This is a genomic window from Ruegeria sp. YTSA226, assembly GCF_059609905.1.
Map to the genome: position 1 here is coordinate 1 of NZ_JBXWMQ010000016.1, position 19,673 is coordinate 19,673.

Genomic DNA, 19,673 nt, shown 5'->3' on the forward strand with positions numbered 1-19,673 from the left:
GGTAGGGATCGAACCTACGACCAATTGATTAACAGTCAACTGCTCTACCGCTGAGCTACGCCGGAACGGTTCGCGCCATATAGCAACCCGAAATTTCGCCGTCCAGAGGGGAAGCGCGGTTTTGGAAAAAAATTTACCTCGGCATCTATGGGGTTCTGGCGAAGATCGCGCCGACAGATAATTTTGACTGCGGTGCAACCAGAAATCGGCACGTAAGATCAACGAGATGGGCGAATACATTCCGTTCGGCAGCGGGCAACAGGGCGGCGGGGGTTTCGGTATAGATTCGCTCGGCCAATTCCCGGGCGGTTCCTGGCCTGGTTTCCAATGCGGACAGAATCTGTTTTTCCCGGGCGCGCCGGTGGGTGATCAACCAATCGAGCCTTTTGGCAGGGTCGTTAATCGGTGCGCCATGCCCTGCGTGGAATACGGACCAGTTATGTTGCCCTAGCTTTTCGCAAGCCGCCATGAAATCGGTCAGATCACCATCAGGTGGTGACACCAGTGAACTGGCCCAACCCATCACATGGTCGGCGGTAAAGCAGACATCCCCCCAACCCAGCGCAATATGGTTACCAAGATGACCGGGCGTATGGATCACATTCAACTGCCACCCTTCGGCGGCGATTACATCACCATCTTCGACTTCGATATGCGGGCGGAACGCCGTGTCGATCCCTTCACCTCCGCCTGCGAGCCCCTGAGTAGCCAATTCGGCCATCACCTCACTGCGGCCTGCTTCGGGGCCTCCGAAAGCAATGATCTTTGCTTGCGTTCGTTCGGCCAGCGGTGCAGCAAGCGGAGAGTGGTCCAGATGAGAATGTGTGACAATGATGTGGCTGATCCGTTGTCCGGGTTTAACCGCGTTCAGGATTGCATCCAGATGATCCGCGTTGGCAGGGCCGGGGTCAATCACCGCAAGATCGGTTTGGCCAAGCAAGTATGTATTGGTGCCGCGATATGTCATCGGAGACGGGTTGGGGGCAAGAATCCGCCTCAGGCCCGGTTGTAATTCGTCATCTCGACCTGGCATTGGATTGAAATCGTCCGGTGCTTGCATTCTGCACTCTTTCTCTCGTCTGAACAGCCCGTTAGGTTTAACCCATGACGACGCAATGGCTCAAACTTTATATGCCGCGCAGCCTGTACGCTCGGGCGGCTTTGATTCTCATTTTGCCGGTGGTGGTGATGCTGCTGGTGATCAGTGTCGCCTTTTTGCAAAAGCACCTAGAAGATGTCACTGCGCAAATGACTCGTGCCGCATCGCGTGAGGTTACGCTGGTTACGGATGTGATAGAACATTCTGAAACGCAGCATCAGGCGGTGGCCGAACTTCGGCCCGATCTGGCCGCGCTTGATATGAAACTGCGGTTTCTCGGGATAAACGAAACGCCAGTCATCGGGAATCGCCGCTGGTATGATTTCATTGCACCTCAAGTCGAATCCGAGTTGCGCGCCCTGCTTCCCGATCTTGTAGCGGTCGCCTTGCCAAGCGGGCAGGAGGCTCGATTGTATCTGCAGACGGATTTGGGTGTATTGCAGCTAACTTTCGACCGTCGGCGATTGTCCCCAACCGCGCCGCATCAGTTGATTGTGACCGTCTTGTTCTTTGCGATCATCATGACAACCATTTCGTTTTTGTACATGCGCAACCAGCTACGACCGATCACCCGTCTGGCCGAGGCTGCACAGGCGTTCGGACGCGGGCGGGTTGTTCCTTATTCGCCAGGCGGCGCGATCGAGGTGCGAGCGGCTGGCAGTGCGTTTCTGGATATGCGCGCCCGGATTGAGCGTCAGATGGAGCAGCGCACCATGATGCTGTCCGGTGTCAGCCACGATTTGCGAACGCCTTTGACGCGTCTCAAGCTTGGGCTGTCTTTGTTGCCCGAAGGTGAGGCAGCGCCATTGCAACAGGACGTGGATGAAATGCAGCTATTGCTGGACGCGTTTTTGGACTTTTCCAAAGGAGCGGCAGAAGTGGCGCCGGAATCCGTAGACCCTGAGAGGTTCCTTCGGCAGATCGTCAAGGATGCGTGCAGGGCAGGGCATAAGGTCGATCTGGTAAAGGTTGATGGCGCAGGAACCGCAATGTTGCGCCCGACGGCTATTCGTCGCGCGGTAGAGAACTTGATCGGGAATGCGGTCAGGTACGGAAATCGCGCTGAAATCAGCCTGTCGGTCTCTTCCAAATCGCTGCGTATCCGCGTTGAAGATGATGGTCCGGGTATTCCGCCCGAGCAGCGCACCGAAGCGGTCAAACCTTTCTCGCGATTGGATCCGGCGCGCAACCAGAATCGGGGCAGCGGTGTTGGTCTAGGGTTGGCCATTGTGGCAGATGTCGCCCGAGCCCATGGCGGCGTGCTTCGATTGGGCAAAAGCGAACATCTGGGCGGTCTGTGTGCCGATATTATCATCGGACGCTAGAGCATCGTGCACCGGACCTCTGCTCTGCCAAATCTGGTGTGAGTTCATCTTGGATTGTCGGATGTTCAGTGACCGATAAACTGATTCAAGCGCCTGAAAAGTTACCGGGATATCCCGGGCGGGAATCGAAGATATGTCCTGAAACCGTGGGGCACTTGCCTCGCAACCTATTGTTAGGTCGTGGAGCATCTCTCTCTATTTTCGGGCCAATCGAGCGTTGTTTTTAAAGGGAAATTTGCGGATTTTGGTAGGCCCGGAGGGACTCGAACCCCCAACCAAAGCGTTATGAGCGCTCTGCTCTAACCAATTGAGCTACAGGCCCGCCTAGGCGCTTTGCCTATCATGGTGAACGCCCGCGTCAAGCCTGACCGTTGCAACATCTCCAACAATCGACTAACCCGCGCGGGAACCATTCAAAAGAGGTTGGCCATGACAGCAGGCAAAAACGGAATCACCTACGCGGATGCGGGCGTTGATATTGATGCGGGGAATGCTCTGGTCGACCGGATAAAACCTGCTGCCAAGCGGACCAGCAGATCCGGTGTGATGAGCGGGCTGGGCGGGTTCGGCGCATTGTTCGACCTGAAGGATGCAGGTTATCGGGATCCGATTCTTGTCGGTGCCACCGACGGTGTTGGCACCAAGTTGCGGATCGCGATTGAAACAGGCCTGGTCGATGGCGTTGGTATCGATCTTGTGGCCATGTGCGTCAACGATCTGATCTGTCAGGGGGCCGAGCCACTTTTCTTCCTCGACTATTTCGCCACAGGCAAACTGGATACCGAGACCGCCGCACAGATCATTGAGGGCATTGCCGAAGGCTGCGTTCAATCGGATTGCGCATTGATTGGCGGCGAAACTGCCGAGATGCCGGGCATGTATCCCGATGGTGATTTCGATTTGGCCGGGTTTTCAGTCGGTGCGATGGAGCGCGGCGCACACCTTCCTGCAGATGTTCAACAGGGTGACGTGTTGCTTGGGCTGGCCTCAAACGGGGTGCATTCCAATGGCTATTCGCTAGTGCGCAAGCTGGTCGGGATCTCGGGCCTGGGTTGGGATGCGGCATCGCCCTTTGGGGATGGATCGCTGGGCGAGGCACTGCTGACCCCGACGCGCCTTTACGTGAAACCTGCGCTACAGGCGATCCGGACAGGCGGGGTGCATGCGCTCGCCCATATCACCGGCGGTGGCCTGACCGAAAACCTGCCACGGGTGCTGCCCGAAGGGCTGGGTGCCCAGATCGACTTGAACTCCTGGGATTTGCCGCCCGTATTCCGCTGGATGGCAGAAACCGGCGGTATTGCTGAATCCGAGATGCTCAAGACTTTCAACTGTGGCATCGGCATGATCGTGGTTTGCGGCGCAGAGCAGGCCGACGACCTGTCGGCACTGCTGGCCCAAGCTGGTGAGACGGTTTCGCGGATTGGCACCGTGACCGACACCGCAGGAGTGGCCTATTCGGGCAAATTGCTGTGAGCCATAAGCGCGTCGCCATTCTGATCTCGGGCGGGGGGTCGAATATGGTCTCTCTGGTCGACAGCATGACCGGTGACCATCCGGCCAGACCTTGTTTGGTCTTGTCGAACGATGCTGAGGCTGGGGGACTGAAAAAGGCAGCTAATCGGGGAATTGCAACCGCAGCCGTAGATCACCGGCCATTCAAGGGCGACCGCGCAGCTTTTGAGGCCGAGCTGCTGAAACCGTTAGAGCAAGCACAACCGGACATCGTGTGTTTGGCTGGGTTCATGCGGGTGCTGACCGGTGATTTCGTCTCGCGCTTTCAGGGTCGGATTCTCAACATCCACCCGTCACTGTTGCCGAAATACAAGGGTCTGAACACCCATGCCCGTGCGATTGCAGCAGGTGATATCGAGCATGGATGCTCGGTTCACGAAGTGACCGCAGCGCTGGACGATGGCCCAATCTTGGGGCAAGCCCGCCTGAATATTGAGGCTGGAGACACTCCTGAGACTTTGGCGTCGCGCGTTCTGACCTACGAACACAGGCTTTATCCTGCCGTATTGCGCCGCTTTGCCGGAAATGACCGCACACCGGTGCTTTTGCCGTGAATCCCGCGGGGTGATTTACACGCGGTTGCCATTCGGCCTATGGTTCGCCCGACGGCCCGGAAACGTGTAGGACTGACGGGTGATTAAAAACAAAAGCAAGAATAGCACCACGAATGAAAACCCTCACGACGACGCAAGAGCTGGCCGATTTCTGCAAAGCGGCTGCGGCCTTTGATTACGTAACCGTAGATACCGAGTTCCTGCGCGAACGGACCTACTATTCCAAACTTTGCCTGCTTCAACTGGCGGTCCCGTCGCCCGACGAAGACAGCGCCGTTTTGGTCGACCCGTTGGCCGAAGGGATGACTCTGGAGCCTTTGTACGAGCTCTTCGCCGATGAAAGCGTGGTTAAAGTATTTCACGCAGCCCGTCAGGATCTTGAGATTTTCTGGGTTGAGGCGGGTGTGTTCCCCAACCCTCTGTTCGACACCCAGGTCGCTGCTATGGTCTGTGGATTTGGCGAGCAGGTTGGCTATGAAACCCTGGTGCGCAAGATTTGTAAGGAAGGCGTGGACAAGACCTCTCGATTTACCGACTGGTCACGCCGCCCACTGTCCGAGGCGCAAAAGACGTATGCCCTGGCAGATGTAACGCATCTGCGGAAAATCTATGAGTATCTGTCGGCCGAGTTGACGAAAACCAAGCGCAGCCATTGGGTCGCCGAAGAGCTGCGCACGCTGACGCAATCCGGCACCTATGAGATCCAGCCCGAAAATGCGTGGAAGCGTATCAAAACCCGGACGAACTCGGCCAAGTTTTTGGCTGTTGTTCGCGAGTTGGCCGAGTTTCGCGAAGCCTATGCGCAGGAAAACAACGTACCGCGTAGCCGGGTGTTCAAAGACGACGCTCTGATCGAACTGGCATCGACCAAGCCGAAATCCCTCTCAGATTTGGGTGGATCGCGCCTGCTGCTGCGCGAGGCCCGCAAAGGGGTCATTGCGGATGGGATTCTGGCCGCCGTCAAAAAGGGTGTTAATTGCCCACCAGAAAAATTGCCCAAGATTGATATCAGCCGTGACAAGTTGAAGGTAAATCCTGCGCTCGCCGACCTATTGCGGGTGCTGCTGAAATCAAAAACGGAAAGCTCGGGCGTGGCCGCCAAACTGATTGCTACCAGTTCCGAACTGGATCAGATCGCAGCCGGTGAACGGGAATTACCTGCAATGTCCGGTTGGCGGTTCGAGGTATTCGGCGAAGATGCCCTGAAACTGTGCGATGGCAAAATCGCCCTGGCAGCTAAAGGGCAGACCGTCACGGTCGTAGAGCTTTAGCAGGAATTATCTGCGGCGGGATTCCAGGGCATTTTGTTCCCCTTTGACGCGGACCAGCCGAATGTTTGCAAGCTCGTCTCGGCTGATATTGATTGCATTGGATACTCTTCGGGACCGTTCGGTCCCCTGGCTTGTCGCATATGACGGGTAGTCGACACGGAACGTGAATTCGAGAATGCCGTTTTTTGCATTCTCTTCGCTTTCAACACGAACAAGCCGCGCATTATAGGCACCCTGCCTTGCAGCAATCCCAGTCGTGTAAACGATAGCTCCATTCGGAATTGGATCGATCCGCAATTCTTCGATCTTGGCGATCGGGAAGCTCTTATCCTCGGGTGGCTTCTTGGAAAACAGGCCAACACCATCGTCTGTCTGGGGAACCAGCGCATTTGCATCGTTCACCGAGACTTCAGAGGGTGCCGGAGTACTGGACCCAAACCAGTTTGTCGGGTTGACCCGAGAATCACGCCAAGCGCTGCAAGCCGACAGGGTCAAGGCAGCAGCCAAAAGAACAGACAGTGATTTCTTCATCGTCACAACACCCAGAGCAGTCTATATGGCAATGAGTTATCGCACTTTTCCGGGTTTGAAAAGCCACGTGGGGGGCTGGACAGATGCTGGTCAGGATCATAGTTCAAAAATGTGAACCCAATGAGAGGACAGCCCCGAGATGGCGACACCTGCTTTTGAAGAAATCGTCGAAGATTTCGAATTCCTGGAGGACTGGGAAGACCGGTACCGCCATGTCATCGAGCAGGGGAAAGCGATGGCGCCATTGGATGATGCGTTGAAGGTGCCTGCAACCAAAGTCCATGGTTGCGCCAGCCAGGTCTGGCTGCATCCCAGTGTCGAGGGAGGGGCCTTTCATTTTGACGGCGACAGTGATGCTCTGATCGTGAGGGGGCTAATTGCGGTTCTGCGATCCCTATATAACGGCCTGCCGGTTCAAGAAGTCCCGCAGGTTGACGCAGGAGGCGAACTGGCGCGGCTGGGGTTAAACGATCATCTTTCCTCGCAACGATCTAACGGTTTGAGGGCGATGATCGACCGTATCCGCGAGGTCGCGATAGAGGCCGCCTAAAGCGGGCGGCTGGCCCAGTCGCTCAGCGTGGATTGCAGATCACCATAGCCGGTAAAACGGCGCTCGAAAGCCAGGCCCATTCGGTCTGCGCACTCCTTGGCCCGTTCGGTCAGAACCGCATCATCAGTCTGTGCCTGATAAACCAGTTTCGTGTAGTTGCCGAAATACATTTCCCTAAGCTCAGGGTGCCGATCCAGCCCCAGCGGCTTCCAGACGAAGGCATCGAATTGACGTGCTAGGAAATCTGTTAGGTAGAACGCTGTAGTTTCATCCTCGCCGCGATTTTCAAAGACCTGGTTCCCCTCGAAGAAAGAATAGCAGTGGGGCCCTTTAATCATCTCCACGCCCATCTCCTCGCAGGCTTTCTGCAACAGGCCACCGGTGCCGCAATCTGCGTAGACGACATAAACTTTATCGTATTGGTCGCGGTGTTTGGCAACGGCCTCTTCCACCGCCTGCGTGATCCGTTCCGGGTGGACGTGCAAGATGGCGGGCAGGCAGGTCAGTTCCATATGATCCCAGCCGTTACGACGCTTTAGGTCCAGGATTTCCCGCGCCAGCGCACCGCAGGCCAATAGCAGAATTCGCCCTGCGCCGTGATGGTCTGAATAGCCCTGTGTTGTCAGGCTGGCGTCGTCGGGAAGTTGGTCCTGAGTCATTTCGCGCCTCTTTCTCGTTATCTAGAAAATCGGCATATTCGGTGGCTGGCAAGCCCGTATTCGACACATAATGTCAGCTTCGGATCAGGGTAGGGTGAATAAATGAAAAAGGCCGCCCGAAAACCGGACGGCCCTGAAATGGTCTAGACGTCGATCAACCCGCCAGCTGATTGTGCTTGCGCGAGACAAAATCCTTTGCGGTCTCAACCGCTACGGCTGCGTCACGGCAATAGGCATCAGCACCGATCGCCTTGCCGAACTCTTCGTTCAGGGGCGCGCCGCCAACCAGAACGATATAGTCGTCGCGCCGACCCTGTTCGATCAGTGTGTCGATCACGACTTTCATATATGGCATGGTCGTCGTCAGCAGGGCCGACATGCCCAGGATATCGGGCTGTTCGGTATCAAGCGCTTCCAGATAGTTTTCGACGGGGTTGTTGATGCCGATATCAACAACCTCGAATCCGGCGCCTTCCATCATCATTGACACCAGGTTTTTGCCAATGTCGTGAATGTCGCCTTTAACAGTGCCGATCACCATTTTACCAACGCGCGGTGCGCCGGTTTCGGCCAGCAGCGGCTTGAGGATAAACATGCCGCCCTTCATTGCGTTTGCGGCCAGCAAGACCTCGGGTACGAACAGAATGCCGTCACGGAAGTCGTGGCCCACGACCGTCATGCCGCCGACCAGTGCCTTGGTCAGGATGTCATAAGGTGTCCAGCCGCGCTCCAGCAGGATGTTCACACCTTCTTCGATTTCTTCTTTCAGACCGTCGTAAAGGTCATCGAACATCTGTTCGACCAGTTCGTCGTCGTTCAGTTCGGACAGGACGATGTCTTCTTCATCGGACATGGGGCGTTTCCCTGAGCTGTTCGGGCCTTGCGCCCGTGGTGGCATTTTTTCCGTTTTGGCCATTTCGCCGTAATACTACTGTGACGATTGCGACCTTGGCAGTTCCGAGACCGACCTATAGGCCAAATTTGTCGTTATCTCGACGTCATTTTACACATGAACATCCTGCAATTCGTTCAAATGTACCAATTGTTCAGGGCCTGATTGGGGTTCTGATGATGCCTCAGCAAGGTAAATGTGCCGCTTGCTGGACCGGCCGATATTCCATATACCAAATGACATGAACAAAAGTAGAACAAACCTACCTTCGGCCATTCCCAAGGGGCGAGCAGCCACGGAAAATACGGCAGGCAGATTCGAACGGTTTGACACAATCCCCTGCGATGACGGCTGGGGGTATGATGACGATCTTCCTCCGTTGCGGACTGAAGTCAGGCACGAAACGGCACGCAGCATAATCACTTATAACCGCTCCCCCGACTTGCCATTTGATCGCTCGATCAACCCCTATCGGGGGTGTGAGCACGGCTGCATCTATTGCTTTGCACGGCCCAGCCACGCCTATCTGGGTCTGTCGCCGGGGCTGGATTTTGAGACGCGCTTGATTGCCCGACCCAATGCGGCCGAGCTTCTTCGCAAAGAGCTTTCTGCGAAAGGTTACAGTGTTGCGCCGATTGCGATTGGAACCAATACCGACCCTTATCAGCCAGTTGAAAAAAACCTTGGAATCACAAGGTCTTGTTTGTCGGTGCTTACTGAGTTTCGCCATCCGGTTGCGATTGTGACCAAGGGGGCACTGATCGAACGTGACCTCGATCTGCTCGCACAGATGGCGGAACAGGGTTTGGTTCGGGTCGGGATATCTCTGACCACGTTGGATGCGGATTTATCGCGCCGAATGGAGCCACGCGCGCCCGCGCCAAATCGGCGCTTGAAAATCATTCGCAGGCTGACCGAAGCGGGGGTTCCGGTGCGGGTCATGACCTCTCCTTCTATTCCCGGTTTGACAGATCATGAGATGGAAAGTCTGTTAGAGGCGGGCAGGGATGCCGGGGCGGATGCAGCAAGCTGGATTATGCTGCGGCTGCCGCGCGAAGTTTCGCAACTTTGGCAAACCTGGCTGCAAGAGCAAGAGCCAACGCGCGCCGAAAAAGTCATGTCCAAGCTTCGGCAAATGCACGGGGGCAGGGACTATGATCCGCGTTGGGGCCACCGAATGCGCGGTGAGGGCGAATATGCCGAGATGGTGGCTAAGCGGTTTTCACTGGCTGTAAAGCGACTGGGCCTTGCAACGCGCACCCCGAAGCTGCGGTGCGATTTGTTCGATATCCCGCCCCAAGCCGGGGACCAGTTGACGCTGTTCTAACAAATCAGCCCCGGATTCTGGTCCGGGGCTGTTTGGTTTGTTGGGGATCGAAATCAGCGTTTTTCGATGTCCACGTAATCGCGACTGGTTTCGCCCAGATAGAGCTGGCGCGGGCGGCCGATTTTGTTCTGTGGATCTGCGATCATCTCTTTCCACTGACTGACCCAGCCAACGGTGCGCGACAGTGCGAAAATCGGGGTGAACATCGACGTCGGGAAACCCATCGCCTCGAGGATGATCCCTGAATAGAAGTCCACGTTCGGGAACAGTTTCTTTTCGGAGAAATACGGATCTTCCAACGCCTGTTTTTCCAACGCCTTGGCGACTTGCAGCTTGGGATTGTCCTCAATCCCCAGCAGATCCAACACTTCGTCGGCGGATTGCTTCATAACCTTGGCGCGCGGGTCAAAGTTCTTATAGACGCGGTGACCAAAGCCCATCAGGCGGAACGGATCAGCCTTGTCTTTGGCGCGGGCGATATATTCCGGGATACGGTCAACCGTGCCAATTTCTTCCAGCATTTCAAGGCAGGCCTGGTTTGCGCCGCCATGGGCAGGGCCCCAAAGACACGCGATACCAGCGGCAATACACGCAAACGGGTTCGCCCCCGAGGAGGAGGCCAAACGCACAGTCGAAGTCGAGGCATTCTGTTCGTGATCCGCGTGTAGAGTAAAGATGCGGTCCATCGCGCGGCTGAGGATTGGGTTCACCTCATATTCTTCGGCAGGGACGCTGAAGCACATGCGCAGGAAGTTTGAAGCATAATCCAGATCGTTGCGCGGGTACACGAAGGGCTGACCGGTGTGATACTTGTAAGCCCAGGCAGCGATGGTCGGCATCTTGGCGATCAGACGATGGGATGCGACCTCACGCTGATGCGGGTCCGAAACATCGGTCGAATCGTGATAGAACGCAGACATCGCGCCCACGACACCAACCATGATCGCCATCGGATGCGCATCACGGCGGAAGCCACGATAGAAATACTGCATCTGTTCGTGCAGCATGGTGTGGCGGGTGATCGTGGTTTCAAACTTTTCCAGTTCCTTGGCCGCCGGCAGCTCTCCATAAAGCAACAGGTAGCACACTTCGAGGAAATGCGATTTCTCGGCCAACTGGTCGATCGGATAGCCACGGTGCAGCAGTTCACCTTTTTCGCCGTCGATATAGGTGATGGTGCTGTCGCAGCTGGCTGTCGAGGTGAAGCCGGGGTCATAGGTGAACACATCCGCTTCGCTGTACAGCTTGCGGATGTCGATGACATCAGGTCCCACGGTAGGCGAATGAACCGGCAACTCGTATGTTTTACCATGTACGGTCAAAGTGGCTGATTTATTGCTGTCGGTCATAATGTCCCTTCCTCATTCATACGTGAAACGGATCGTCGTCCGTTTCGGCGGGCAACGGTTGCGCACAGGGGCGCAGCCCGGGTGTTAGCGGAGCAGCGTTACCCAAATGTGAAACCTTTGGTTATGTCGCTGCGTCGGAGAGCCGTGCCAGGGTTTCATCCCGCCCAAGCACAAGCATCATATCAAAAACCGAAGGCGTTACAGCCCGACCAGCCAATGCAGCGCGCAATGGCCCTGCTAGCTTGCCAAACTTTAGCCCTTTCGCTTCTGCAAACGAGTTCAGGGCACTCTCCAGTTCGTTCCGGGTCCAGCTAGCATTTTGCACGTGCGGCGTCAATTCACTCAGTATACCGTCGGATACAGAGGACAGCGCCTTTGCAGCCTTCTCATCAGGTTTAATCGGGCGTGACGTCAGCACAAAATGCGCTTTTTCAAGGAGTTCCGGGAAAGTGCGTGCCCGATCCTTGAGGCAATACATCGCACGTTCCAGATCACCTGATTGTGCATTGGTGAGAGCGGGCAGTCCCGCCGCCGCCAGGTATCCCTGAATTTCCTGCCGCAATGCGGCATCGCCAGTGATTGGAATATGCTGACCACATAGATTCTCGAGCTTTTTCAGATCGAACCGTGCAGGGCTTTTACCGATTCCAGCCAGATCGAACCACTCTTTCGCCTGCTCATCTGTAAAGAATTCGTCATCCCCATGGCTCCAGCCGAGACGGGCTAGATAGTTGCGCATACCCGCGGCCGGGTACCCCATCGCCTGATATTCTTGGGCACCCAAAGCTCCGTGACGTTTGGATAGTTTCTTGCCGTCCGGACCATGAATCAGCGGAATATGTGCCCAGACCGGAACATCCCAACCCATGGCTTCATAGATCATCATCTGGCGTGCGGCATTGTTCAGGTGATCGTCGCCCCGGATAACATGGGTCACACCCATGTCGTGATCATCCACAACAACCGCCAGCATATAAACCGGTGTTCCGTCCGAGCGCAGCAGGATCATGTCGTCCAACTGATCGTTGCGGATTGTCACGTCGCCCTGAACCTGATCGCGGATCACGGTGACCCCGTCCCGCGGTGCCTTTATGCGGATCGCATATGGGGCGTCAGGTTGGGTCGAAGGGTCAGCGTCGCGCCAGGGGCTCTGGAACAGCGTCGATTTTCCCTCTGCACGCGCCTGTTCGCGAAAGGCTGTGATCTCGTCCTGGGTCGAAAAACATTTGTAGGCTTTGCCGTCCGCTAGCAGCTGATGTGCCACTTCAGCATGACGCGGGGCGCCTTCGAATTGGCTGATCACATCGCCATCATGGTCCAGGCCCAACCAGGACATCCCCTGAAGAATTGCTGCAGTAGCCTCTGGGGTTGAGCGTTCGCGGTCCGTGTCTTCAATCCGCAATAAGAACTTGCCACCACGTCCCCGAGCAAAGAGCCAGTTGAACAATGCAGTGCGCGCGCCGCCGATGTGAAGAAAACCAGTGGGTGAAGGTGCAAAACGGGTGACGACCTGATCGGACATAGTGTGGATTAACCTTTTGGTAACCGTGTCGGGCTTAACTTGGCGCCTGTCTAACGAGCCCGAAGGACGGGGGCAACCATGCGTGTTCTGGCACGGGTCGAGACCGCATTGCTGAACCAGACAGGCTATTTGTTTCAGTGGTCACCAGTGTGCTTGGCCATTGGCATCGGCCTGTATTTCGCGCTCCGGTTCGAGCCGGGGTGGCAGATTTACATTTGTTTCAGCGCGGTGATTGTTGCGGCTATGGGGATGGCCCGCAAATCGCGGTCTGGCTGGGCTTCGTTGGCAATCGGGGGGACGCTGATCGCTGCCGGGTTTATCCTGGCCGGCGCACGTGCCCATACGGTGGCAGAGCCGGTTCTGTCTTGGCGGTACTATGGCCCGGTCGAGGGACGTGTTGTCGCCATAGACCGCTCTGCGTCGGATGCGCTGCGGGTGACGCTCGATCGGGTGCGATTAGGGGACGTGCCCTTGGATCGACGACCGCGGCGCGTCCGACTTTCCCTGCATGGTGGGGATGTCGCGCTGGTTCCTGGGCAAAGGATTATGACAACAGGTCATCTGTCGCCGCCTCAGGGGCCGGTAGAGCCCGGCGGTTTCGATTTCCGTCGCCACGCATGGTTTCAACGTTTAGGGGCAGTCGGATACACGCGCGTACCGGTGTTGTCGGTTGCCCCGCCGGACAGGGCCAATCTCCGCATCACGGCGTGGAGGATGGCGATCTCTGAACATGTGCGCGCTTTGCTGCCTGGAGAGGTCGGAGGTTTCGCCGCGGCTGTCACGACGGGTGATCGCAGCGGAATGGGTCAGGAAACGCTGAACAATCTACGGGCATCTAATCTGGCTCATCTGTTGGCGATATCCGGATTGCATATGGGGTTGTTGACAGGTTTTGTTTATCTGATTTGCAGGGTCACGCTGTCTGCTGTCCCGGTGCTCGCTCTTAGACTTCCGGTCCGCAAGATTGCAGCGGTTTGCGCCTTGGTCGCGGCGGTTGTTTATCTATTGCTGTCTGGCGGGAATGTCGCAACAGAGCGGGCCTTTATCATGGTCAGCGTAATGCTGGGGGCCATTTTGATCGACAGAAGGTCAATTTCGCTACGCGCGGTGGCCGTCGCTGCCCTTATCGTGCTGTCGTTGCGCCCGGAATCTCTGTTAAGCCCCGGTTTTCAGATGTCCTTTGCTGCAACAACGGCACTTGTGGCCGTTTTCGGAGCCTTACGCGGTTTCGGTTCCGCTTTCGGGCCGAAATGGCTACGGCCCATTATCGGGGTATTGATGTCCTCTGCCATAGCCGGGCTTGCAACCGCACCGATTGGGGCCGCGCATTTCAACTCACTGTCTCACTATGGGCTGGTTGCGAATATGCTGTCGGTCCCGGTGATGGGAGCCGTCGTGGTTCCTGCGGCCGTTATTGCCGCAATCCTGGCGCCATTCGGGCTCGAGTGGTTTGGGCTGGCGGTCATGGGGGCAGGGTTGGAATGGATTCTGGCGGTTTCAGACTGGATCTCGGGACTGGAAGGTGCGCAAGGTTATGTGGTCAGTCCACCGCCCTACGCCTTGCCCATATTTGCATTGGGCTCGCTGTGGATCGCCTTGTGGCGCGGTGGGGCAAGATGGGTCGGCGTCGCACCTTGCATGGTTGCGATTGCGCTTTGGGGGCAGGGTAACCGTCCGGAAGTCTTGGTCGCAGCCTCCGGTGGGTTGGTTGGTGTGATGACTGATCAGGGGCGCGCGCTGAGTAAGGAAAAGGGCAGCAAATTTATTGCAACCGTATGGCTTGAAAACGACGGAGACGGCGCGAGCCAGAAAACTGCCGCAAATCGCTGGCCCGATGGGAAAGATCTGTCGCAAAGATATTTCTGGCAGGGCAAAGAGCTGATTCACCTCACCGGCAAACGATCTGCGCGCGAATTCAGCGAATGTGGAGATGACCAAATCGTCATCTCTGCTGTTCCGGTCCAGCTGTCCGGCACCTGTATGGTGATTGATCCCGAGTTGCTGAACAAGACAGGAAGTATTGCACTGTCCATCGGAAACGTAATGACCAGTGCCGAAGTCATAGGCAAAAGGCTGTGGTCGCCAGACAGCTAAAGATCAATAGCTTCGGATCAGCCCAACCAAACGGCCCTGAACCTTGACCTTATCTTCGGGCAGTACACGCGTTTCGTAGGCCGGGTTGGCAGCCTCAAGCGCTATCGCCTGACCTCTCCGATAGAACCGTTTGAGCGTTGCTTCCTGATCTTCGACCAGCGCGACAACGATATCGCCATTATCAGCCGCAGAGGTTTCGCGGATGACGACCACATCACCGTCGTTGATACCAGCGTCAATCATCGAGTCGCCACGCACCTCAAGCGCGTAATGCTCACCTCTGCCGGAAACCATGCTGCCGGGAACGGCAACGCGGTGCGAGACATGGCTGATCGCCTCGATCGGAACACCTGCTGCGATGCGTCCCATGACCGGCAATTCCATTGCGTCTACGGTCACTGGTTCGAAATTCGCGGGGCGTCTGCCTTCGGGTTTGTCACCTTCGATAACACGGGGCTTGAAAGCGACTGTTGGCTCTCCTCCCAGGCTTTCAGGAAGTTTGACGATTTCGATGGCCCGGGCACGATGGGCCAGACGACGGATAAAGCCGCGTTCTTCAAGCGCTGTGATCAACCGATGGATGCCGGATTTGGACCGCAGGTCCAGCGCAGCTTTCATTTCATCGAAACTTGGGGGGACGCCATCCGCCTGAACGCGTTTATGGATGAACTCCAACAAATCCAACTGCTTCTTGGTCAGCATTGCTCACACCTCGTCGCTCATACGTTTTCTTTTGTTCTACGCATGTTCACGTTTTGTGTCAATGATCTTGTAGGGACTCAGATCGGGAGGAACATCACTTCGTCTCCGGCCAGGCGTGCCGGGTCATTGGGTTGCCGAACCAAAAGCGCGTTTGCTTCGGCAAGCACGCTGAGCAGCGAACTGTCCTGGTTTTGGCAGGCTTTAATTCCATCACCAGTCACGATAGCGCGCATGTAATGCTCGCGCGGCCCATTCGCGGGGATTGCCTCAGTTAAATTGGCGCTTTGAAGCGGGGTCAGAACCTGTTCCAGGCCCAGCATCTTACGGATCATCGGGGCAAGAAACAGATAGCTGCAAACCATTGCGCTGACCGGATTACCCGGAAGTCCAACCATCACGCTATCGCCCAAGCGACCGGCCATCAGCGGTTTGCCGGGGCGCATGCGGATTTTGTAAAAACTCCGCTCCAACCCCAGTGCGGTGGAGACCTGAGAGACAAGATCATAATCCCCAACCGAGGCACCGCCGATCGTAACCACCAAATCAACGTCGGCTGCTAGAGCAAAGGCGGTCTCAAGGGACGAAACCGTGTCAGAGGCGATAGGCAGAACCCGAACATGCGCTCCAACATTCTCTAACAACGCTTTGATACCAAAGGTGTTTGAGGCGATTATCTGATCCGGTCCCGGTGTTTCGCCGGGCATGATCAATTCATCCCCGGTTGCGATCAGTGCGACCACGGGTTTACGTGCAACCGGCACCATGGGGATATTCATCGCCGCCAAAAGCGCCAGATCCTCGGGGCGCAAACGACGTGGAGCCGTAATCTTGGCGCCAATTTCGAAATCGACGCCTTTTGGACGAATGTTGGATTTAGGGCCCGGCAGATCAGAAATGGTGATTAGGTCACCTCGGCGATCAACATCCTCTTGAATGACAACAAAATCTGCACCTTCAGGAATAGGGGCGCCAGTGAAGATCCGAACCGCCTGTCCGGGTCCAACCTGACCGTCAAATCGCCGACCGGCCGCAGCCTCGCCAATGACTTTGAACATGGCGTGCGGCTCTACCTCGGTCGATTTTACCGCGTAGCCATCCATCGAAGACGAAGCGAATGGCGGCTGATCGCGTGTGGCTGCTACATCCTCGGCCAGTACTCTACCCGCCGCATCCATCAAGGGAGCCGGCTCGGAGGGGAGGGTGTTTACAAGATCGAATAGCTGCGCCCGGGCGCTTTCAACGGTTATCATTTCGCCTCGTAACGACCTGATTTACCACCATCTTTTAGCAAGACGCGAATGCCGCCAATTTCCATTGCCTTATCGACGGCTTTGGCCATGTCGTATATGGTCAGTGCGGCAGTTGAGGCCGCTGTCAGCGCCTCCATTTCCACGCCGGTTTGACCAGATGTCTTGACGGTTGCCTGTACCTGTATGCCGGGTAATTCTGGGTCCAGTGTCAGGTCTACGGTAACTTTGGTCACTGGCAGTGGGTGACATAGCGGGATCAGATCGGGTGTCTTCTTTGCCCCCATGATACCGGCCAGACGTGCAACCCCCAAGACGTCACCTTTTTTGGCGCGACCTTCTGCGATCAAGTCGAACGTATCTTGTGCCATCGTGATATGAGCCGCTGCGACGGCGACACGATCCGTGATGGGCTTGTTCGACACATCGACCATATGAGCCTGTCCCTGGGCATCAAAGTGAGTCAGCGGCATCACATCACACCCGGGCTGAGCGGACGCGACAGCAGATCGTGTGTCGCTTCTGCGACGTCATCCTGACGCATCAGGCTCTCGCCAATTAGAAAACAACGCGCACCGAAACGGGCGATATCGGCCAAGTCTGCTGGAGTGCTCAACCCGCTTTCGCAAACGATGGTCCGGTCAGCGGGAACTAGTTTTGACAGGCGGCGTGTCGTATCAAGAGTGGTCTCGAAGGTCTTGAGATTACGGTTGTTTATCCCAATCAACGGGCTTTTGAGCTGCGTTGCACGTTCCAGCTCGGCTTCATCATGAACTTCAATCAGAACGTCCATGCCCCAGTCAAAGGCGGTCTGTTCCAACTCAGACGCCTGGCTGTCATCAACCGATGCCATGATGATCAGAATACAATCCGCCCCAAGAGCGCGGGCTTCGGCCACCTGATAGGGATCGTACATGAAATCTTTGCGTAGAACCGGCAAAGAACAGGCTGCGCGTGCCTGAACCAGAAACTCTTTGGCACCCTGAAAGCTGGGCGTGTCGGTCAACACGGAAAGGCAGGCAGCGCCACCTTCTTCGTAAGCCTGAGCAAGTGCTGGTGGATCAAAGTCAGCGCGGATCAGACCTTTGGAGGGGCTGGCTTTTTTGACTTCTGCAATCAGCCCGTACCCAGTACGTACAGCCATTTGCAAGGCTGATGCGAATCCGCGTGGTTCAGAGGCTGATCTTGCTTCGTTTTCAACAGCTTCCAGAGACTTATTGGCCTTGTCCGAAGCGACCTCTTCGAGCTTGTAAGCTTTGATTTTGTCCAGAACCGTTTCGGTCATGCGGCCTCCTGAGTAATGCGGGCCAGGGCCGCGATCTTGTCTTTGGCTTTTCCGCTGTCGATACTTTCAGCGGCTTTTGCGACACCTTCGCGCAGATCAGCAGCGGCCTCTGCGACGACCAGGGCAGCTGCGGCATTCAACAATACCGCATCGCGATAGGCGGAGGCCTCGCCGTCTAGAAGAGCTCGGAAGGCTACTGCGTTTTCCTCGGGGGTTCCGCCGAGAATGTCCTCGAAGGGATGTACCGGCAGCCCTGCATCTTCTGGGTGAAGCTCGACCTCTTTAATTGTGCCGTCTTCGAGGGCCGCAATCCAACTGATACCCGTGATGGTCAATTCGTCTGTGCCGTCCGATCCGTGCACCAGCCATGCGCGTTCGGACCCAAGCAGGCCCAACGTTTCGGCCATCGGGCGGATCAACTCTCGGCTAAAGGCTCCGGTCAACTGCCGCTTGACGCCTGCCGGATTGGTCAGCGGACCGAGAATGTTAAAGATCGTCCGTGTCCCAAGCTCTTGCCGGGTGGGCATGACATGCGCAATCGCCGGGTGATGCATGGGGGCCATCATGAATCCGATGCCGACATCTTGCAGTGCATTTTCAACGGTTTGCGGGCCGACCATAACGTTGATACCCAGCTGGCCTAGCGCATCTGCGGCTCCGGATTTAGAACTCAGGTTCCGGTTGCCGTGTTTGGCCACGGTGACACCGGCACCCGCAACCACAAAGGCGGTCGCGGTCGAGATATTCAGCGTTCCCTTGCCGTCACCGCCGGTGCCCACAATATCTATCGCGCCAGCTGGTGCCTGAACTGCATTGCATTTTGCACGCATCACGGCAGCGGCGGCGGCATATTCATCGACGGTCTCTCCGCGTGTGCGCATAGCCATCAATAGCCCGCCGATCTGGCTGGGTGTTGCGGCGCCGTCAAACAGGATCCCAAAGGCTTCTTCCGCTTCGGCGCGTGTCAGGGGGCGGTCGGCGGCAACTCCGATCAGCGGTTTCAGGGCGTCGCTCATGCGGGAACTTTCATCTCGGACAGGAAATTCTTGAGCAACGCGTGGCCGTGCTCGGAAGCGATGGATTCCGGGTGGAACTGTACGCCATGAATGGGCAGTTCGCGGTGCTGGAGGCCCATTATGGTGCCATCTTCCAATTCCGCCGTAATCTCCAGGCAATCGGGCAGGGTATCGCGATCCACAATCAGCGAATGATAGCGCGTCGCCTCAAACGGCGTGGGCAGGCCCGCGAACACACCTTTACCGGTGTGGTGCATTGTTCCCATTTTGCCATGCACAATCTCATGGCAACGCGTGACTTTTCCACCGAAAACCTGACCTATGGTCTGATGGCCAAGGCAGACACCCAACAAAGGCGTCCGTGTTTCGGCGGCTGCCTCAGTCAGGGCAAGGCAAATGCCTGCCCGGTCAGGGTCGCAAGGGCCAGGGCTGAGCAGGATGCCAGCGGGGTTCATGGCCATCGCTTCTTGCACGTCCAGCGCGTCATTCCTTCGAATGACCATTTCCGAGCCAAGTTCGCCTAAATAATGTACGAGGTTGTAGGTAAATGAGTCGTAGTTGTCGATCAGCAGCAGCATTTGGCTCTTGTCTCGTGTTGGTCATTTCGGGCTGGCGATGCAACCCAAGGCCACGGTATAGTGTTGGCACATACATGCTCAGGCTTGTGGGGCAGCGTCAAGGGTGCATCCCGAACTTGGCGGTCCTGCAGGCAGGTGCCACAACAGATGGTGCAAG

Annotated in this window: 19 protein-coding genes and 2 tRNA genes; 7 read left to right on the plus strand and 14 right to left on the minus strand. The window is 56.5% G+C overall.

Translation table 11 applies throughout. The annotated features are described in order from the left end of the window. Positions 1-57 (minus strand) — tRNA-Asn (locus tag AC2FFF_RS16425). 88 nt (positions 58-145) lie between these two features. Continuing rightward, entirely contained in the window at positions 146-1,060 is a 915-nt protein-coding gene (locus tag AC2FFF_RS16430) for an MBL fold metallo-hydrolase (protein ID WP_281972032.1), read from the minus strand. Positions 1,061-1,104: 44 nt separating this feature from the next. On the opposite strand from AC2FFF_RS16430, the gene AC2FFF_RS16435 reads away from it, so the two are divergent. Continuing rightward, positions 1,105-2,424 carry an ATP-binding protein gene (locus AC2FFF_RS16435; RefSeq protein ID WP_271947292.1) on the plus strand — a complete coding sequence of 440 codons (1,320 nt, stop codon included), beginning with the start codon at positions 1,105-1,107 and terminating at the stop codon, positions 2,422-2,424. A 245-nt stretch (positions 2,425-2,669) separates the two neighbouring features. Here the strand turns inward: AC2FFF_RS16435 and AC2FFF_RS16440 are convergent. After that, positions 2,670-2,746 (minus strand) — tRNA-Ile (locus AC2FFF_RS16440). A 107-nt stretch (positions 2,747-2,853) separates the two neighbouring features. Here AC2FFF_RS16440 and purM point away from each other — a divergent pair. The 3 genes from purM to rnd all read left to right on the plus strand — a co-directional run bounded on the left by purM (position 2,854) and on the right by rnd (position 5,764). Further along, on the plus strand, positions 2,854-3,900 hold the full coding sequence (purM, locus tag AC2FFF_RS16445) for a phosphoribosylformylglycinamidine cyclo-ligase (RefSeq protein ID WP_496882998.1): 1,047 nt from the start codon (positions 2,854-2,856) through the stop codon (positions 3,898-3,900). Beyond that, positions 3,897-4,493, plus strand: coding sequence for a phosphoribosylglycinamide formyltransferase (gene purN / locus AC2FFF_RS16450; protein ID WP_281972035.1), 597 nt, complete (start codon positions 3,897-3,899; stop codon positions 4,491-4,493). Before purM ends, purN begins: the two co-directional genes overlap by 4 nt. A gap of 113 nt (positions 4,494-4,606) precedes the next feature. Beyond that, positions 4,607-5,764, plus strand: coding sequence for a ribonuclease D (gene rnd / locus AC2FFF_RS16455; protein ID WP_281972036.1), 1,158 nt, complete (start codon positions 4,607-4,609; stop codon positions 5,762-5,764). 6 nt (positions 5,765-5,770) lie between these two features. Here rnd and AC2FFF_RS16460 read toward each other — a convergent pair whose 3' ends face one another. Beyond that, positions 5,771-6,295 carry a hypothetical protein gene (locus tag AC2FFF_RS16460; protein WP_271947285.1) on the minus strand — a complete coding sequence of 175 codons (525 nt, stop codon included), beginning with the start codon at positions 6,293-6,295 and terminating at the stop codon, positions 5,771-5,773. A gap of 139 nt (positions 6,296-6,434) precedes the next feature. Between AC2FFF_RS16460 and AC2FFF_RS16465 the strand changes: the two genes are divergently transcribed. Continuing rightward, positions 6,435-6,845 (plus strand): SufE family protein, encoded by a 411-nt coding sequence (locus AC2FFF_RS16465; RefSeq protein WP_281972037.1) that lies wholly within the window; start codon positions 6,435-6,437, stop codon positions 6,843-6,845. Here the strand turns inward: AC2FFF_RS16465 and AC2FFF_RS16470 are convergent. Beyond that, the gene (locus AC2FFF_RS16470) at positions 6,842-7,504 is read right to left on the minus strand and encodes a DUF1638 domain-containing protein (protein ID WP_142633590.1); all 663 of its coding nucleotides are present in this window, start codon (positions 7,502-7,504) and stop codon (positions 6,842-6,844) included. The two genes, AC2FFF_RS16465 and AC2FFF_RS16470, sit on opposite strands and share 4 nt — an antisense overlap. A gap of 154 nt (positions 7,505-7,658) precedes the next feature. Further along, complete coding sequence (locus AC2FFF_RS16475) at positions 7,659-8,357, minus strand: corrinoid protein (RefSeq protein WP_271947279.1); 699 nt, start codon at positions 8,355-8,357, stop codon at positions 7,659-7,661. Positions 8,358-8,637: 280 nt separating this feature from the next. Here AC2FFF_RS16475 and AC2FFF_RS16480 point away from each other — a divergent pair, with 280 nt between their 5' ends. Beyond that, positions 8,638-9,723 carry a PA0069 family radical SAM protein gene (locus tag AC2FFF_RS16480; RefSeq protein WP_281972038.1) on the plus strand — a complete coding sequence of 362 codons (1,086 nt, stop codon included), beginning with the start codon at positions 8,638-8,640 and terminating at the stop codon, positions 9,721-9,723. Between the two features lie 53 nt (positions 9,724-9,776). Here the strand turns inward: AC2FFF_RS16480 and gltA are convergent, their stop codons facing one another. Next, positions 9,777-11,072: a citrate synthase gene (gltA, locus tag AC2FFF_RS16485; RefSeq protein WP_281972039.1), complete on the minus strand. Its 1,296-nt coding sequence runs from the start codon at positions 11,070-11,072 to the stop codon at positions 9,777-9,779. Positions 11,073-11,193: 121 nt separating this feature from the next. Beyond that, the gene (gltX, locus tag AC2FFF_RS16490; protein ID WP_496688195.1) at positions 11,194-12,594 is read right to left on the minus strand and encodes a glutamate--tRNA ligase; all 1,401 of its coding nucleotides are present in this window, start codon (positions 12,592-12,594) and stop codon (positions 11,194-11,196) included. 78 nt (positions 12,595-12,672) lie between these two features. Here gltX and AC2FFF_RS16495 point away from each other — a divergent pair, with 78 nt between their 5' ends. Further along, positions 12,673-14,688, plus strand: coding sequence for a ComEC/Rec2 family competence protein (locus AC2FFF_RS16495; protein WP_496882999.1), 2,016 nt, complete (start codon positions 12,673-12,675; stop codon positions 14,686-14,688). Between the two features lie 3 nt (positions 14,689-14,691). Here the strand turns inward: AC2FFF_RS16495 and lexA are convergent, their stop codons facing one another. From lexA to AC2FFF_RS16525, 6 genes are all read right to left on the minus strand, one after another. Continuing rightward, positions 14,692-15,390: a transcriptional repressor LexA gene (lexA, locus tag AC2FFF_RS16500; protein WP_281972042.1), complete on the minus strand. Its 699-nt coding sequence runs from the start codon at positions 15,388-15,390 to the stop codon at positions 14,692-14,694. 77 nt (positions 15,391-15,467) lie between these two features. Continuing rightward, entirely contained in the window at positions 15,468-16,640 is a 1,173-nt protein-coding gene (locus AC2FFF_RS16505; RefSeq protein WP_281972043.1) for a molybdopterin molybdotransferase MoeA, read from the minus strand. Then, positions 16,637-17,110, minus strand: coding sequence for a cyclic pyranopterin monophosphate synthase MoaC (gene moaC / locus AC2FFF_RS16510; RefSeq protein WP_142633607.1), 474 nt, complete (start codon positions 17,108-17,110; stop codon positions 16,637-16,639). Before moaC ends, AC2FFF_RS16505 begins: the two co-directional genes overlap by 4 nt. Further along, positions 17,110-17,922 (minus strand): indole-3-glycerol phosphate synthase TrpC, encoded by an 813-nt coding sequence (trpC, locus tag AC2FFF_RS16515; RefSeq protein ID WP_281972044.1) that lies wholly within the window; start codon positions 17,920-17,922, stop codon positions 17,110-17,112. The genes moaC and trpC overlap by 1 nt, the downstream gene beginning before the upstream one ends. Continuing rightward, complete coding sequence (trpD, locus tag AC2FFF_RS16520) at positions 17,919-18,938, minus strand: anthranilate phosphoribosyltransferase (protein ID WP_142633610.1); 1,020 nt, start codon at positions 18,936-18,938, stop codon at positions 17,919-17,921. Before trpD ends, trpC begins: the two co-directional genes overlap by 4 nt. After that, entirely contained in the window at positions 18,935-19,516 is a 582-nt protein-coding gene (locus AC2FFF_RS16525) for an anthranilate synthase component II (RefSeq protein WP_142633613.1), read from the minus strand. The genes trpD and AC2FFF_RS16525 overlap by 4 nt, the downstream gene beginning before the upstream one ends. Between the last annotated feature and the right edge of the window lie 157 nt (positions 19,517-19,673).

Excerpts from the sequence above, each read along its gene's own strand:
- trpD (WP_142633610.1), bottom strand. The coding sequence starts at position 18,938 with ATGAGCGACGCCCTGAAACCGCTGATCGGAGTTGCCGCCGACCGCCCC.
- AC2FFF_RS16525 (WP_142633613.1), bottom strand. The coding sequence starts at position 19,516 with ATGCTGCTGCTGATCGACAACTACGACTCATTTACCTACAACCTCGTA.
- lexA (WP_281972042.1), bottom strand. The coding sequence starts at position 15,390 with ATGCTGACCAAGAAGCAGTTGGATTTGTTGGAGTTCATCCATAAACGC.
- purM (WP_496882998.1), top strand. The coding sequence starts at position 2,854 with ATGACAGCAGGCAAAAACGGAATCACCTACGCGGATGCGGGCGTTGAT.
- AC2FFF_RS16475 (WP_271947279.1), bottom strand. The coding sequence starts at position 8,357 with ATGTCCGATGAAGAAGACATCGTCCTGTCCGAACTGAACGACGACGAA.
- moaC (WP_142633607.1), bottom strand. The coding sequence starts at position 17,110 with ATGCCGCTGACTCACTTTGATGCCCAGGGACAGGCTCATATGGTCGAT.
- AC2FFF_RS16470 (WP_142633590.1), bottom strand. The coding sequence starts at position 7,504 with ATGACTCAGGACCAACTTCCCGACGACGCCAGCCTGACAACACAGGGC.
- AC2FFF_RS16460 (WP_271947285.1), bottom strand. The coding sequence starts at position 6,295 with ATGAAGAAATCACTGTCTGTTCTTTTGGCTGCTGCCTTGACCCTGTCG.
- AC2FFF_RS16465 (WP_281972037.1), top strand. The coding sequence starts at position 6,435 with ATGGCGACACCTGCTTTTGAAGAAATCGTCGAAGATTTCGAATTCCTG.
- AC2FFF_RS16430 (WP_281972032.1), bottom strand. The coding sequence starts at position 1,060 with ATGCAAGCACCGGACGATTTCAATCCAATGCCAGGTCGAGATGACGAA.
- AC2FFF_RS16495 (WP_496882999.1), top strand. The coding sequence starts at position 12,673 with ATGCGTGTTCTGGCACGGGTCGAGACCGCATTGCTGAACCAGACAGGC.
- AC2FFF_RS16505 (WP_281972043.1), bottom strand. The coding sequence starts at position 16,640 with ATGATAACCGTTGAAAGCGCCCGGGCGCAGCTATTCGATCTTGTAAAC.
- gltX (WP_496688195.1), bottom strand. The coding sequence starts at position 12,594 with ATGTCCGATCAGGTCGTCACCCGTTTTGCACCTTCACCCACTGGTTTT.
- rnd (WP_281972036.1), top strand. The coding sequence starts at position 4,607 with ATGAAAACCCTCACGACGACGCAAGAGCTGGCCGATTTCTGCAAAGCG.
- trpC (WP_281972044.1), bottom strand. The coding sequence starts at position 17,922 with ATGACCGAAACGGTTCTGGACAAAATCAAAGCTTACAAGCTCGAAGAG.
- AC2FFF_RS16480 (WP_281972038.1), top strand. The coding sequence starts at position 8,638 with ATGAACAAAAGTAGAACAAACCTACCTTCGGCCATTCCCAAGGGGCGA.
- AC2FFF_RS16435 (WP_271947292.1), top strand. The coding sequence starts at position 1,105 with ATGACGACGCAATGGCTCAAACTTTATATGCCGCGCAGCCTGTACGCT.
- gltA (WP_281972039.1), bottom strand. The coding sequence starts at position 11,072 with ATGACCGACAGCAATAAATCAGCCACTTTGACCGTACATGGTAAAACA.